This window comes from Pseudomonas laurentiana (assembly GCF_014648275.1).
In the GTDB taxonomy this organism is placed as follows: domain Bacteria; phylum Pseudomonadota; class Gammaproteobacteria; order Pseudomonadales; family Pseudomonadaceae; genus Aquipseudomonas; species Aquipseudomonas laurentiana.
Window position 1 is genome coordinate 35,924 of record NZ_BMQU01000013.1, and the last position, 14,119, is coordinate 50,042.

At 60.7% G+C, this 14,119-nt stretch carries 12 protein-coding genes; 11 read left to right on the forward strand and 1 reads right to left on the reverse strand.

Annotation, left to right across the window (positions count from 1 at the left end; genetic code table 11):
• Positions 1 to 37: 37 nt before the first annotated feature.
• From ndk to IE038_RS14710, 11 genes are all read left to right on the forward strand, one after another.
• Positions 38 to 463 (forward strand): nucleoside-diphosphate kinase, encoded by a 426-nt coding sequence (gene ndk, locus IE038_RS14660; protein WP_065761358.1) that lies wholly within the window; start codon positions 38 to 40, stop codon positions 461 to 463.
• A gap of 28 nt (positions 464 to 491) precedes the next feature.
• Positions 492 to 1,637 (forward strand): dual-specificity RNA methyltransferase RlmN, encoded by a 1,146-nt coding sequence (rlmN, locus tag IE038_RS14665; protein ID WP_163935074.1) that lies wholly within the window; start codon positions 492 to 494, stop codon positions 1,635 to 1,637.
• Between the two features lie 13 nt (positions 1,638 to 1,650).
• The gene (gene pilW / locus IE038_RS14670) at positions 1,651 to 2,409 is read left to right on the forward strand and encodes a type IV pilus biogenesis/stability protein PilW (protein WP_163935078.1); all 759 of its coding nucleotides are present in this window, start codon (positions 1,651 to 1,653) and stop codon (positions 2,407 to 2,409) included.
• Positions 2,409 to 3,464: a RodZ domain-containing protein gene (locus tag IE038_RS14675; protein WP_189395835.1), complete on the forward strand. Its 1,056-nt coding sequence runs from the start codon at positions 2,409 to 2,411 to the stop codon at positions 3,462 to 3,464. The genes pilW and IE038_RS14675 overlap by 1 nt, the downstream gene beginning before the upstream one ends.
• 3 nt (positions 3,465 to 3,467) lie before the next feature.
• Positions 3,468 to 4,577 carry a flavodoxin-dependent (E)-4-hydroxy-3-methylbut-2-enyl-diphosphate synthase gene (ispG, locus tag IE038_RS14680; protein ID WP_189395836.1) on the forward strand — a complete coding sequence of 370 codons (1,110 nt, stop codon included), beginning with the start codon at positions 3,468 to 3,470 and terminating at the stop codon, positions 4,575 to 4,577.
• A gap of 23 nt (positions 4,578 to 4,600) precedes the next feature.
• A complete protein-coding gene (gene hisS / locus IE038_RS14685) occupies positions 4,601 to 5,890 on the forward strand; it encodes a histidine--tRNA ligase (RefSeq protein WP_189395837.1) in 1,290 nt (429 codons plus the stop codon).
• 39 nt (positions 5,891 to 5,929) lie between these two features.
• Positions 5,930 to 6,571, forward strand: coding sequence for a YfgM family protein (locus IE038_RS14690; protein ID WP_189395838.1), 642 nt, complete (start codon positions 5,930 to 5,932; stop codon positions 6,569 to 6,571).
• Positions 6,564 to 7,715, forward strand: a complete 1,152-nt coding sequence (gene bamB / locus IE038_RS14695) for an outer membrane protein assembly factor BamB (RefSeq protein ID WP_195826217.1) — start codon at positions 6,564 to 6,566, stop codon at positions 7,713 to 7,715. Before IE038_RS14690 ends, bamB begins: the two co-directional genes overlap by 8 nt.
• A 116-nt stretch (positions 7,716 to 7,831) precedes the next feature.
• The gene (gene der, locus IE038_RS14700; protein ID WP_189395840.1) at positions 7,832 to 9,298 is read left to right on the forward strand and encodes a ribosome biogenesis GTPase Der; all 1,467 of its coding nucleotides are present in this window, start codon (positions 7,832 to 7,834) and stop codon (positions 9,296 to 9,298) included.
• A gap of 136 nt (positions 9,299 to 9,434) precedes the next feature.
• A complete protein-coding gene (locus IE038_RS14705) occupies positions 9,435 to 10,583 on the forward strand; it encodes a pyridoxal phosphate-dependent aminotransferase (RefSeq protein WP_163934028.1) in 1,149 nt (382 codons plus the stop codon).
• Positions 10,571 to 11,362 carry an amidohydrolase gene (locus IE038_RS14710; protein WP_163934031.1) on the forward strand — a complete coding sequence of 264 codons (792 nt, stop codon included), beginning with the start codon at positions 10,571 to 10,573 and terminating at the stop codon, positions 11,360 to 11,362. Before IE038_RS14705 ends, IE038_RS14710 begins: the two co-directional genes overlap by 13 nt.
• Positions 11,363 to 11,655: 293 nt before the next feature.
• Here IE038_RS14710 and IE038_RS14715 read toward each other — a convergent pair whose 3' ends face one another.
• The gene (locus tag IE038_RS14715; RefSeq protein ID WP_189395841.1) at positions 11,656 to 14,037 is read right to left on the reverse strand and encodes a PepSY domain-containing protein; all 2,382 of its coding nucleotides are present in this window, start codon (positions 14,035 to 14,037) and stop codon (positions 11,656 to 11,658) included.
• Between the last annotated feature and the right edge of the window lie 82 nt (positions 14,038 to 14,119).

Consider the following 14,119-nt stretch of genomic DNA (forward strand, 5'->3'; position numbering starts at 1 on the left):
TAATTTTTCGCTTCACTTACTGTTTCTGGAGTTTTCCATGGCTGTTCAACGTACTTTCTCGATCATCAAGCCTGACGCAGTTGCCAAGAACGTTATCGGCGAGATCACCACTCGTTTCGAAAAAGCCGGCCTGCGCGTCGTCGCTTCGAAAATGAAACAACTGTCCAAAGCCGAAGCTGAAGGCTTCTACGCTGAGCACAGCGCCCGTGGTTTCTTCGGCGACCTGGTTGCTTTCATGACTTCCGGCCCAGTTGTTGTTCAGGTTCTGGAAGGCGAAAACGCCATCGCTCTGAACCGTGAGCTGATGGGCGCTACCAACCCTAAAGAAGCCGCTGCTGGCACCATCCGTGCTGACTTCGCTGAGTCCATCGACGCCAACGCCGTACACGGTTCGGACTCCGAAGCCGCTGCTGCTCGCGAAATCGCTTACTTCTTCGCAGCTACTGAAGTAACCACTCGCTAAGCGAAGGCTGACGAGTGAGGGTGAATCCATGACGACATCGACTGGCAAAATCAACCTGTTGGGTCTAACCCAGCCGGAAATGGAAAAATTCTTCGACTCAATCGGGGAGAAGCGCTTCCGTGCCGGTCAGGTCATGAAGTGGATTCACCACTTTGGCGTTGATGATTTCGACGCCATGACCAACGTCAGCAAGGCCTTGCGCGAAAAGCTCAAGGCCTGTGCCGAGGTTCGCGGTCCGGAAGTGGTCAGCGAGGACATCTCCAGCGACGGTACCCGTAAATGGGTGGTGCGCGTGGCGTCCGGCAGCTGCGTCGAGACCGTCTATATCCCCCAGGGCAAGCGTGGCACGCTGTGTGTCTCGTCCCAGGCCGGTTGCGCCCTGGACTGCAGCTTCTGCTCCACCGGCAAGCAAGGTTTCAACAGCAACCTCACCGCCGCCGAAGTGATCGGCCAGGTGTGGATTGCCAACAAGTCGTTCGGCACTGTACCGGCCAAGATCGACCGTGCCATCACCAACGTGGTGATGATGGGCATGGGCGAGCCGCTGCTGAACTTCGATAACGTCGTCGCCGCCATGCATTTGATGATGGACGACCTCGGCTACGGTATTTCCAAGCGCCGGGTGACCCTGTCCACCTCCGGCGTGGTACCGATGATCGATGAGCTGGCCAAGCACATCGACGTCTCCCTGGCCCTGTCGCTGCACGCGCCGAATGATGCGCTGCGCAACGAACTGGTGCCGATCAACAAGAAGTACCCGCTCAGCGTGGTGCTCGACTCGTGCATGCGCTACATGTCCGAATTGGGCGAAAAGCGCGTACTGACCATCGAATACACCCTGCTCAAGGACGTTAACGACAAACTCGAACATGCTGTGGAAATGGCCGAGTTGTTGAAAGACGTTCCATGCAAGATCAACCTGATCCCGTTCAACCCGTTCCCGCATTCCGGGTACGAGCGGCCGAGCAACAACGCTATCCGCCGTTTCCAGGATCACCTGCATCATGCCGGCTACAACGTGACGGTGCGCACCACCCGTGGTGAAGACATCGACGCGGCCTGTGGTCAGTTGGTCGGCCAGGTCATGGACCGTACCCGCCGTAGCGAGCGTTACATCGCCGTTCGTCAGTTGAATGCCGACGGTGATGCGCCGAGCACGACCGCGCAGAACTGAAGAGAGGATCTCTATGACCCCACGCGCTGCACTGCCGATCCTGCTGGTCGCTCTGTTGGCAGGCTGCGCGTCGACCGTTGAGCCTGACGCGGCGGTCAGCAGCAAGGCGCGGGTCGAAGCGGTTCAGGCCTATGTGCAGTTGGGCCTGGGGTATTTGAAACAAGGTTTGACCGAGCGCGCCAAGTGGCCACTTAAAAAAGCCCTTGAACTCAATGCCGACGATGCCGACGCTCATGCGGCCCTGGCCCTGGTATTCCAGGCCGAAGGCGAGGCAGCGCTGGCGGAACAGCATTTTCGCAAGGCGCTGGCCCAGGCCCCGGACAACACCCGAATCAGTAACAATTTCGGCAGCTTCCTTTATGCTCAAGGCCGCTACACCGATGCCGAGCAGATGTTTCGTCGCGCGGCGACCGATACCCTGTATCCTGAGCGCTCACGGGTGTTCGAAAGCCTGGGGCTGACCGCCCTGAAACTCGATCAGCGCGAGCAGGCGCGGGAATACCTGGAAAAAGCTTTACGGCTCAACCGTCACCAACCCCATGCGTTGTTGGAAATGGCTGAGTTGTCTTACGAAGACAGGCATTATGTGCCGGCCCGAGACTTCTACGATCGTTTCAGCCAACTGAGCGACCCCACTGCCCGCAGCCTGCTGCTGGGCAGTCGTCTGGCAACGGTGTTTGAAGAATCGAACAAGGCCGCCGAGTTGGGCCTGCAATTACAACGACTTTATCCCGGTACGCCGGAATATCAGCAATACCTGTCGGAGCAATGATGAAAGCGGCGCATCCCGAAGCAGTAGCAGCGACTCGCGAGAATCCCGGTGAGATTTTGCGTCAGGCCCGTGAAAACAGGGGCTGGTCGCAGGCCGAAGTGGCCCACAAGCTCAACCTGACCGTGAGCTCTCTGAACAATCTTGAAGCTGGCGCCTTCGACAAGCTGCCAGGGCATACCTTTGCCCGTGGTTACATCCGTGCTTATGCCAAGTTGCTGGACATGGATCAGGCGGCGCTGGTTCAGGCCTTTGACCAGTGCACCGGCACCCACGCCCAGGGCAGTGATGTCCATGCGCTGGGGCGTATCGAAGAGCCTGTGCGGCTGTCACACAACATTTTGCGCGGCGTGAGCCTCGTATTGCTGCTGGCAGTGGTCGGCGGTGGTTATTTCTGGTGGCAGGATCAAAGCCGTCAGCGTGGCAAGGACCTGACCACGATTGCCATGGAGCATGTCGAGGTCGAGAGTGCCGATGGCACCACGCAAATTCACCCGCTGGACGAGCCGGAAGATCAAGCCGTCGACGCTTCGCAGCAACCGCAAAGCACCGACTTGAGCCTTGATCAGGCCCAGCCTGCCGAGGAAGCCCCGGCACCGGCGAGCGAGCCCGCACCTGCTGTGGCGCCCGCGGCTCCGGTGGCTGTGACGCCTGCCAAACCCGCCGTTGCGGCGGTCGTGCCGGCAACACCTGCGCCAGCAGCGCCGGTGGTACCCGTTGCGCCGAGCAAGCCAGCCGCACCGGTTGCGCCAGTTATCCAGGCCCCGGTCGCAGCACCCGCTGCTGTCGTCGCGGCTGCAGAGCCTGCGGTGGCCGGCAGTGGCAAGGTTCATATTCAGTTCAATGCGGATTGCTGGACGTCGGTCATCGACGGCAACGGCAAAGTGTTGTTCAGTGCCATCAAGCGCAAGGGCGATAGCCTTGACGTCAGCGGCAAGCCACCGTTCGCGGTACGCTTCGGTTACGCCAAGGGCGTACAGCTGAGCTACAACGGTCAGCCCGTCGACCTTGCGCCGTTCACCAGTGGCGAGACCGCTCGCCTGAAGTTGGGGCAATAAGTCATGCACGGCGAATCTCCGATCAAACGGCGCGAATCCCGGAAAATCTGGGTAGGTAATGTTCCTGTCGGCGGCGATGCACCCATTGCCGTCCAGAGCATGACCAACACCGATACCAACGATGTCGCGGCTACCGTGGCGCAGATCAACCGGCTGGTCGATGCCGGTGTCGACATCGTGCGTGTCTCGGTGCCGGACATGGACGCTGCCGAAGCGTTTGGCAAGATCAAGCAACAGGTCAGCGTGCCCTTGGTGGCTGACATCCACTTCGACTACCGCATTGCCTTGCGCGTGGCCGAGCTGGGTGTCGACTGCCTGCGTATCAACCCGGGCAACATTGGTCGTGAAGACCGTGTGCGCGCGGTGGTCGATGCAGCCCGCGACCGTGGTATTCCGATCCGTATTGGCGTCAACGCCGGTTCGCTGGAAAAAGACCTGCAGAAAAAATACGGTGAACCGACCCCGGCTGCGCTGGTTGAGTCGGCCCTGCGCCATGTCGAACACCTTGACCGCCTGGACTTCCAGGACTTCAAGGTCAGCGTGAAGGCATCCGATGTGTTCATGGCCGTCGAAGCCTACCGTTTGCTCGCCAAGCAAATCATCCAGCCGTTGCACCTGGGTATTACCGAAGCGGGTGGCCTGCGCTCGGGTACGGTTAAGTCGGCGGTTGGCCTGGGCATGCTGCTTGCCGAGGGGATTGGCGATACTATCCGCATCTCGCTGGCGGCCGATCCGGTCGAAGAAGTGAAGGTCGGCTACGACATCCTCAAGTCGCTGCACCTGCGTTCGCGTGGCATCAACTTCATCGCCTGCCCGAGTTGTTCACGGCAGAATTTCGACGTGGTCAAGACCATGAACGAGCTGGAAGGGCGCCTGGAAGACTTGCTGGTGCCGCTGGATGTCGCGGTCATCGGTTGTGTGGTCAACGGCCCTGGCGAAGCCAAGGAAGCCCATGTCGGGCTGACCGGTGGTACGCCGAACCTGATCTACATCGATGGCAAGCCGGCGCAGAAACTGACCAATGACAACCTGGTGGATGAGCTGGAAAAGCTGATCCGCCAGAAAGCGGCCGAGAAGGCCGAGGCCGACGCGGCGCTGATCGCCCGCGGCTGACACCGTATCGCTAAGGATTTCCCGTGAGTAAATCGCTGCAAGCCATCCGTGGCATGAACGACATCCTGCCTGAGCAGACCCCGCTTTGGCGCTATTTTGAAAACACCGTGGCCGGTCTGCTGGACACCTACGGCTATCGCCAGATCCGTACGCCGATTGTCGAGTTCACCGAGCTGTTCAAACGCTCGATCGGTGAAGTGACCGACATCGTCGAGAAGGAGATGTATACCTTTGCCGACCGTAACGGCGACTCGCTGACCCTGCGCCCAGAAGGCACGGCGGCCTGTGTTCGCGCGGTGCTGGAGCACGGCATCAGTGGCGGTGGTCAGGTACAGAAACTGTGGTACATCGGTCAGATGTTCCGTCACGAGCGTCCGCAGAAGGGTCGCTACCGTCAGTTCCATCAGATCGGTGTCGAGGTCTTCAACCTCGACGGTCCGGACATTGACGCCGAACTGATCGTCCTGACCTGGCGCCTGTGGGGCCTGCTGGGCATTCGCGACGCCGTGAAGCTTGAGCTGAACAGCCTGGGTACCAGCGAAGCCCGTGCCCGCTACCGCGATGCCCTGGTCGAGTTCCTCTCTGCACGTCTGAGCGAACTGGACGAAGACAGCCAGCGCCGCCTGAAAAGCAACCCGCTGCGTATCCTCGACAGCAAGGACCCGAACACCCAGGCCGTACTGGTCGGTGCGCCGAAGCTCGAGGAATACCTGGACGAAGAGTCCCGCGTGCATTTCGAAGGCCTGAAGGCGCGTCTGGATGCTGCTGGCATCCCTTATGTCATCAACACCAAGCTGGTCCGTGGCCTGGACTACTACAGCAAGACCGTATTCGAGTGGGTCACTGACAAACTCGGTTCCCAGGGGACGGTGTGCGCAGGTGGCCGTTACGACGGCCTGGTCGAGCAGATGGGCGGCAAGCCGACCCCGGGCGTTGGTTTCGCCATGGGTATCGAGCGTCTGATTCTGCTGCTGGAAACCCTGGAGCAGATCCCCGAGTCGATCAACCGTCAGGTGGATGTCTACCTGTGCGCATTCGGCGAGCAGGCCGAGTTGGCGGGCCTGACCCTGAGCGAGAAGTTGCGTGACCGCCTGCCGGGCCTGCGTCTGCAGGTGAACGCCGGTGGTGGCAGCTTCAAGAGCCAGTTCAAGAAAGCCGACAAGAGCGCAGCGCTGTTCGCCTTGATCCTGGGGGACGACGAACTGGCGCAACAAGTGGTAGGTTTCAAACCCCTGCGTGGTCAGGGCGAACAACAAAACATTGCCTGGGATGCTCTGGCCGAGCACCTGGAAGCTTCCCTCGCGCAGGCGTGAAGCGGGTCAACAGCCGATTTGGTGAAAAGGAGTATTGGGGTGTCGAGTACCGATGATGAACAGCTGGCGGCATTCAAGGACTGGTGGCAGCGTAACGGCAAGCCACTGGTAACCGGTGGCCTGCTGGCGCTGGTGGTGGTATTCGGCTGGCAGGCCTGGCAAAAGTACCAGGGCAATCAGTCGCAAGGCGCCTCCAACCTCTACCAGGCGTTGCTGGAAACGACCCTCACGCCGAGTGGTCAGCCTGACACTGCCAAGGTTGCCGAGCTGTCCGGCAAGCTCAAGAGCGAGTTCGCTGGTTCTGCCTATGCGCAGTACGCCAGCCTGTTCGTGGCCAAGGTTGCGGTTGAAAGCGGCAAGCTTGATGACGCGGCGGCCGAGCTCAAGAGCGTGATGGACAAGCCGGCCGACGCGACCCTGGGCGAGATCGCCCGTCAGCGTCTGGCCCGTGTTCTGGCTGCACAGAACAAGGCTGAAGAAGCCTTGAAGCTGCTTGATGGCGATGCCGACAAAGCATTCCTGGCCAGCCGCGAAGAGCTCAAGGGCGATCTGCTGGTGCAACTGGGCCGCAGTGCTGATGCCCACAGTGCCTATGAGAAAGCCAAGGCCGCGCTGTCTGACGATGCCGCCATTGGCGGCCTGCAACTCAAGCTCGACGACCTGGCCAAAGGGGATGCCTGACGTGATCGCATGGAAACCTGCCGCAGTGCTGGCCCTGGCTCTTCTGGCCGTGGGTTGCAGCAGCAACAGTAAAAAGGAACTGCCGCCGGCCGAACTGACTTCGTTTACCGAAGAAGTGGTGCTGAAAAAGCAATGGAGTCGTTCGATCGGTGACGGTCAGGGCGAGACCTTCAATATGCTCGTTCCGGCTATCGAGAACGACCGTATCTACGCCGCTGATGTCAACGGCCTGGTGATGGGCCTCGACCGCCTGAACGGCGACGTGATCTGGAAGAAGAAACTGGAGCTGCCGGTTTCCGGCGCCGTGGGTGTTGGCTATGGCCTGGTCATGCTCGGTACCCTCAAGGGTGATGTCATTGCCCTGGATGCCAGCACCGGCGAAGAAAAGTGGCGCTCGCGCGTTACCAGTGAAGTACTGGCACCGCCAGCGACCAACGGTGACGTGGTTGTCGTTCAGACTCAGGACGACCGTGTGATCGGTCTGGATGCCAGCACGGGTGACCGCCGCTGGATCTACGAAAGCACTCCGGCCGTACTGACCCTGCGTGGTACAGGTGCGCCGATTGTAACCAACCGTCTGGCCGTTGCCGGGCTGTCGACCGGCAAGGTCATCGCGCTTGATACCCAGAACGGCGTGCCGGTCTGGGAACAGCGCGTAGCCATCCCGCAAGGCCGTTCCGAGCTGGACCGTGTTGTGGACATCGACGGCGGCTTGCTGCTGTCGGGTGGTGTGATCTACGTTGCTAGCTACCAGGGACGTGTTGCCGGCCTGGAACTGGAAAGTGGCCGTGTGCTCTGGCAGCGTGATGCTTCCAGTTCCGCGGGTGTCGCCCAAGGTTTTGGTAACGTCTACGTGAGCGAAGCAACAGGCACGGTCGAAGGTATCGACGAGCGTTCGTCCACGGCGTTGTGGAGCAACGATTCGCTGGCACGTCGTCAGCTGTCGGCACCTGAGGTGTTCTCCAGCTATGTGGCAGTCGGTGATCTGGAAGGCTACCTGCACCTGCTGAGCCAGGTCGATGGTCGTTTCGTTGGCCGTGAGCGCATCGACAGTGACGGCCTGCGCGCGCGTCCGCTGGTCGTGGGTGACACGATTTATGTGTATGGCAACAGCGGCAAGCTGGAAGCGCTGACCATTCGCTAAGTCTATGCTTGAGGCCTGCAAGGGCCTCGGGTTGCGGCACGTTGGTGCCGTCCGAACTCCGGCCGCTGCTGTGCAGCGGCCTTTGTATTTTTTGAATTTACGCAGTGGAGAGCCGCATGGTTCCCGTAATCGCCTTGGTGGGCCGGCCGAACGTCGGTAAATCCACCATGTTCAACCGCCTGACCAAGACCCGCGACGCCATCGTCGGCGACCTGTCCGGTCTGACCCGCGACCGCCAGTATGGTGAGGCGCGCTGGCAAGGGCGTTCTTACATTCTGGTCGACACCGGTGGTATTTCCGGTGATGAGCATGGCATGGACGAAAAAATGGCCGAGCAGTCGTTGCTGGCCATTGAAGAAGCCGATGTCGTCCTGTTCCTGGTCGACGCCCGTGCGGGCCTGACCGCCGCCGACCAGATGATTTCCGAGCACCTGCGCAAGCGCAACAAGCGCTCGTATCTGGTCGCCAACAAGATCGACAACATCGATCCGCAGATGGCCATCGCCGAGTTTTCGCCGCTGGGTATGGGCAATGCCTTGCCGGTGGCCGGTTCCCAGGGCCGCGGTATCAATGGCCTGCTGGAAACCGTGCTGAGCGAGTTCCCTCGCGACAAGGACGAGGAAGAAGTCGACCTTAACGTCGCCGAAGGCGAGGAGGCCGTGCGCATTCCTGGTCCAAGCGAGAAGGACGGGATCAAGATCGCCATCATCGGTCGTCCAAACGTCGGCAAGTCGACGCTGGTCAACCGTATGCTCGGCGAAGAGCGGGTCATCGTCTATGACCAGCCCGGTACCACCCGCGACAGTATCTACATTCCCTTCGAGCGCAATGAAGAGAAGTACACCCTGATCGACACGGCCGGGGTGCGCAAGCGCGGCAAGATCCACGAGGAAGTTGAAAAGTTCTCGGTGGTGAAGACCCTGCAGGCGATCAAGGACGCCAACGTGGTGATCTTCGTCATGGACGCCCGCGAAGGCGTGGTTGACCATGACCTGAACCTGCTGGGCTTCGCCCTGGAAGCGGGCCGTGCGCTGGTGATCGCCCTGAACAAATGGGACGGCATGCAGCCGAGCGAGCGCGACTATGTGAAGACCGAGCTGGAACGTCGGTTGTTCTTTGTCGATTTCGCCGATATTCACTTCATTTCGGCGCTGCACGGCACCGGCGTGGGCAACCTGTATCAATCGGTGCAGGCGTCGTTCAAGTCTGCGGTTACCCGTTGGCCGACCAGCCGCCTGACCCAGATCCTCGAAGACGCGGTCAGCGAGCACCAGCCGCCGATGGTCAACGGTCGTCGGATCAAGCTGCGTTACGCCCACCTCGGTGGCGCCAACCCGCCGCTGATCGTTATCCACGGCAACCAGGTTGAAAAGGTACCGAAGTCGTATTCGCGTTACCTTGAAAACACCTATCGCCGGGTACTGAAGCTGGTCGGTACGCCGATCCGTATCGAGTACAAGGGCAGTGATAACCCGTATGAAGGCAACAAGAACACGCTGACCGACCGCCAGGTCAACAAGAAGCGTCGCCTGATGTCGCACCACAAGAAAGCCGAGAAGAAGCGCAAAGACAAGCGCAAGTAAGCTTTCAGGCCTAATCGCCGGCCTTGCCGGCGATTAGGTTCACCTAACCTTTTTCCTGACCGTTCAATCCGCTATGCTCGGGGGCTTACCTCCCGTGCCGCCTCGAGCCGGATGTTCTGTGTAGAAAGAGGGTTACATGATCAGCAGCAAGTTGCCGAACGTCGGCACGACCATCTTTACCACCATGTCCCAGCTCGCCGCGCAAACCGGCGCTCTGAACCTGTCCCAGGGGTTTCCCGACTTCAACGGCCCGCAGGAGCTGCTCGATGCGGTGGGCCGGCACATTGCTGCCGGGCACAATCAGTATTCGCCGATGACCGGCTTGCCTGCCTTGCGTGAGCAGGTTGCAGCCAAGATCGCCCGCAGTTATGGCGTAACGGTCGATGCCGATGCTGAAGTGACCATTACGCCCGGTGCAACCGAAGCCATTTTCTGTGCCATCCATGCGGTGATTCGCGCTGGCGACGAAGTGATCGTTTTCGACCCGTGCTACGACAGCTATGAGCCCTCGGTAGTATTGGCGGGTGGCCGTTGTGTGCATGTGCAATTGAACCCCGGCGATTTCTCCATCGACTGGCAGAAACTCAGTGATGCGCTCAGCCCGCGTACGCGGATGATCATTCTGAACTCGCCGCACAACCCGAGTGGGGCGCTGATCAGCCGTGCCGAGCTGGACCAGTTGGCCGCGTTGATTGCCGAGCGTGATATCTACCTGATCAGCGATGAAGTCTACGAACATCTGGTATTCGACGGCGTAAGCCACGCCAGTGTTCTGGCCCATGAGGCCCTGTATCAGCGCGCTTTTGTGGTCAGCTCGTTTGGCAAGACCTATCACGTCACGGGTTGGAAAACCGGTTATGTGGTTGCGCCAGCGGCCTTGAGCGCGGAGTTGCGCAAGGTTCACCAGTACGTGAACTTCTGCGGTGTGACCCCACTGCAATGGGCGCTGGCCGACTTCATGGCCGCTCACCCGGAGCATGTCGAAGAACTTCCAGCCTTCTACCAGGCCAAGCGCGACCTGTTCTGCGACTTGCTGACGCCTTCGCGCTTCACCTTCAGTCGTGCTGCAGGTACCTATTTCCAGTTGGTGGACTATTCGCAGATCCGCCCCGATCTGAATGATCTCGAGATGTCGGTGTGGTTGACCCGTGAACACGGTGTGGCGACTATTCCGGTGTCCGTGTTCTACCAGCAACCTATCCCCGAACAGCGCCTGGTGCGTCTGTGTTTCGCCAAACGCGAGGAGACGCTGCGTCAGGCAGCGGAGAAACTATGCGCGATCTGAGCTCACTGCCTAACCTGAGCGTTGCCCTGGTCCAGACCACATTGGCGTGGCAGGACCGGTTGGCCAACTATGAACACTTTGAAACCCTGATGGAGCAGGCCCGTGGCAGCGATTTGATTGTGCTGCCGGAGATGTTCACGACCGGGTTCTCCATGGACTCCGAAAGCCTTGCTGAGCCAGAAAATGGCCCGACCTACAAATGGCTCAAGAGCCAGGCGAAGAAGCTCAATGCGGTGATCACCGGCAGTGTGATCATCCAGGCGGCAGACGGCAGCCATCGCAACCGGCTGCTCTGGGCGCGCCCGGATGGTGAGATTCTGCACTACGACAAGCGTCACCTGTTCCGTATGGCCGGTGAGCACAAGCACTACACGCCCGGCGAGCGCCAGGTGCAGTTCGAGATCAATGGCTGGCGGGTTCGCCCATTGATCTGTTACGACCTGCGCTTCCCGGTCTGGAGCCGCGACGCCCAGGATACTGATCTGCTGCTGTACACCGCCAACTGGCCGGCAGCTCGGCGCCAGCACTGGAACCGCTTGTTGCCGGCACGGGGTATCGAGAACCTCTGTTACGTGGCGGCGGTGAACCGGGTGGGTACAGACGGCAAGGGCTTTGCCTATACCGGCGACAGCCAGGTGCTCGATTTCCAGGGGGAGAGCCTGCTTAGCGCAGGGGAGGCCGATGGTGTGTTTACCGCCGTGCTGAGTGCTGCCGACCTCGCCGCTTATCGCACGCGTTTCCCGGCGAACCTGGACGCTGACGTCTTCGAGTTGCAGTAAGCGCATCGCAGGCAAGCCTGCTCCCACAGAAAAAGCAGTGCTCTGCACGGACCCTTGTGGGAGTTGGCTCGCCAACGATGCAGGCACCGCGTAGTTACTGACACCGCGCCGACGGCATCGCAGGCAAGCCTGCTCCCACAGGAAAATGCAGCGTTCTGCCCAGACCCTTGTGGGAGTTGGCTCGCCAACGATGCAGGCACCGCGTAGTTACTGACGCCGCGCCGACGGCATCGCAGGCAAGCCTGCCACAGAAAATCCCTGTGTGGGCTTGCCGAGGATAGCGCCATCAGGCGTCAGTAAACATCCCGCCGATAGCGCCCTTGCTCTACCAGGCGCTCAACCTCTGCAGTGCCCAGTACTTCCTTCAACACCGCATCGACACCTCCGGCCATGCCTTGCAGGCTGCCGCAGACATACAGCGATGCACCCTCGGCCAGCCACTGGCGCAACGCAGCCGCCTGCTCGCGCAAGCGATCCTGTACGTAGACCTTGTCTACCTGATCGCGGGAGAAGGCGAGGTCCAGGCGTGTCAGTTCACCCGTTCGCAACCAGCCTTGCAGCTCGTCCCGGCAGAGGAAGTCGTGTGCTTCATTACGCTCGCCGAAGAGTAGCCAGTTGCGCCGCTCTCCTGCTTCGATGCGTGCTTTGAGCAGGCTGCGCAAGCCCGCCAGGCCTGTGCCGTTACCGATCAGAATCAGCGGTGCCGGGGTTGTCGGCAAGTGGAAACCGCTGTTACGCCGCAAGCGCAGGTCGATGGGGCCGGCCAGAGGTGCTTGTTCGGTCAGCCAGCCTGAGCCCAGGCCCAGCGTGCCATCAGGGTGTTGCTCCTGGCGCACGATCAGCTCCAGCATGCCATCGCTGGCAATCGAGGCTATCGAGTAGTCCCGGGGGCTGATTGCCGGGTTGTTCTGCGGCAGGATTTCGACCAGATCACCTGCTTCCCAACGTTCCGGTTGTGCTGGCATCAGCCCTAGCAGGTACACGGCTGAGCCTTGGCTACCAGGGTTGAGCCGTTCTCGCCGGGTGAGTGTCCAGGTCTCGAAGGTCGGTGCCTGCCAAGCGCTGACGACCGGGCTGCCGGTCAGCTGTGCCAGTTGTTCCTGCCACTGCTGCAGGGCTCGCGGGTCGGCATTATCGACTTCTACCGGGGCGAAGCGGGCCTTGGCCCCGCGCGTACCCAGCCAGTCATGCAGGCGTTTGGCGAAGCCGCAGAACTGCGTGTACTGACGGTCGCCGAGGGCGAGCAGGGCATAGTCCAGTGAGTCCAGCGCCCAGGGCTGACCCAGCACCTTGCGCTCGAATGTGCGGGCGCTGTCCGGTGCTTCGCCGTCGCCAAAGGTGCTCACCACGAACAATGCTTTGTTCGCTTGACGCAGGTCGGCTTCGTTCAGATCGGCCAATGCCCGTACGTGCACCGGATAGCCTGCTGCCTGCAACTGACCGGCGCTTTGCCAGGCCAGTTGCTCGGCAAAACCGCTCTGGCTGGCAAAGCCCACCAACCAGCTGTTCTCACCTGCCGAAGGCGGCGCCATGCCGTTGCGGGCCTCGCGGATCTGGCGTTTCTTGCGCCGACGGTCGAGGTACAGCAACCAGCCGGTGATGAAGAACAGCGGCATGCTCAGGCTGGCCAACATCATCAGGATGCGTCCGGTCAGGCCGAAGTAGCTACCGACATGCAGGGCATAGACGCTGGCCAGTAGTTGGGCCTTGAATGATTTGTCGGTGAAGCGTTCATGTTTGCGCACCTGGCCCGAGGCAGGGTCGAGGGTCAGGATGTTGAAGGCCCGTTCGTGATCGGCATTTTCAAGCAGGTAGAACAGCGTAGCCGGTTGCCCTGCCGCAGGCGGCAGACGCAGGTTGTAGGTGCTCAGGCCGGGCCCGGCAGCCTGCTGCAGGCTGGACCAGATGGCATCGTAGTCAACCACCAGCGGCGGTGCGTTCTTGTCTGGCGCGGGTGGTCGGCCTCGGCCTTCGCCGCGTTTGTGTTGCTCACCCGCCACCGGCCCGTCGGCCAGCAGTTTGTTCAGGCCTTCGCGGTACCACTCGTAAGACCAGAACAGGCCGGTCAGTGCTGCGAGCAGGTAAAACGCCAGGCACCAGGTACCGGCAACAGCGTGCAGGTCCCAGTTGAAGGCGCGGCCTTTTTTGGCCCAGTCGAGGGTCAGCCAGTTGCGCCAGTTCAGTGCTTGGCGCGGCCAGCGCAGGTAGAGGCCTGATAGGCAGAAGAACACCAGCATCAGGGTACAGGCGCCGGTGATCTGTCGACCGGTGTCGCCGATGGCCAGAAACCGGTGCAGTTGCAGCATCAAGCCGAAAAAGCCCTGGCCACTGACATCGCCCTGCAGTGCGCCGGTGTATGGGTCGGCATAGCGCATTTCGCCCCGACGTTCGCCTGGAGGAGGGGTAAAGAATACCCGTGCAGCGTTATCGCTGCGGGTATCGACCCAGAGCATGGCGACCTTGTCGCCGTGTTCGGTTTCTACCCGACGCACCAGCTCAGCCGGTGGCAACACACCGCCTTCACGCACCTGAACCTTGAGGGCTTCGGGGTTGAACAGGCGCAGCAGTTCATCCTGAAAGGAAACAGCAGCGCCCGTCACGCCCATCAGGGCAAGCACCAGGCCGGCGGTGATGCCGAAGAACCAGTGCAGTTGAAACAGGGTTTTTTTCACCACATCGACCACCTTGTCTTGCTGGATACTGACGTGCGATGCGCACGCTGTCGGGATACATAAAAGCCCCGCTCACTGAGAGGTG

What these genes read in the sequence shown, in the direction of transcription:
- ndk (WP_065761358.1), top strand. Translation starts at nt 38, where the DNA reads ATGGCTGTTCAACGTACTTTCTCGATCATCAAGCCTGACGCAGTTGCC.
- rlmN (WP_163935074.1), top strand. Translation starts at nt 492, where the DNA reads ATGACGACATCGACTGGCAAAATCAACCTGTTGGGTCTAACCCAGCCG.
- pilW (WP_163935078.1), top strand. Translation starts at nt 1,651, where the DNA reads ATGACCCCACGCGCTGCACTGCCGATCCTGCTGGTCGCTCTGTTGGCA.
- IE038_RS14675 (WP_189395835.1), top strand. Translation starts at nt 2,409, where the DNA reads ATGAAAGCGGCGCATCCCGAAGCAGTAGCAGCGACTCGCGAGAATCCC.
- ispG (WP_189395836.1), top strand. Translation starts at nt 3,468, where the DNA reads ATGCACGGCGAATCTCCGATCAAACGGCGCGAATCCCGGAAAATCTGG.
- bamB (WP_195826217.1), top strand. Translation starts at nt 6,564, where the DNA reads ATGCCTGACGTGATCGCATGGAAACCTGCCGCAGTGCTGGCCCTGGCT.
- der (WP_189395840.1), top strand. Translation starts at nt 7,832, where the DNA reads ATGGTTCCCGTAATCGCCTTGGTGGGCCGGCCGAACGTCGGTAAATCC.
- IE038_RS14705 (WP_163934028.1), top strand. Translation starts at nt 9,435, where the DNA reads ATGATCAGCAGCAAGTTGCCGAACGTCGGCACGACCATCTTTACCACC.
- IE038_RS14710 (WP_163934031.1), top strand. Translation starts at nt 10,571, where the DNA reads ATGCGCGATCTGAGCTCACTGCCTAACCTGAGCGTTGCCCTGGTCCAG.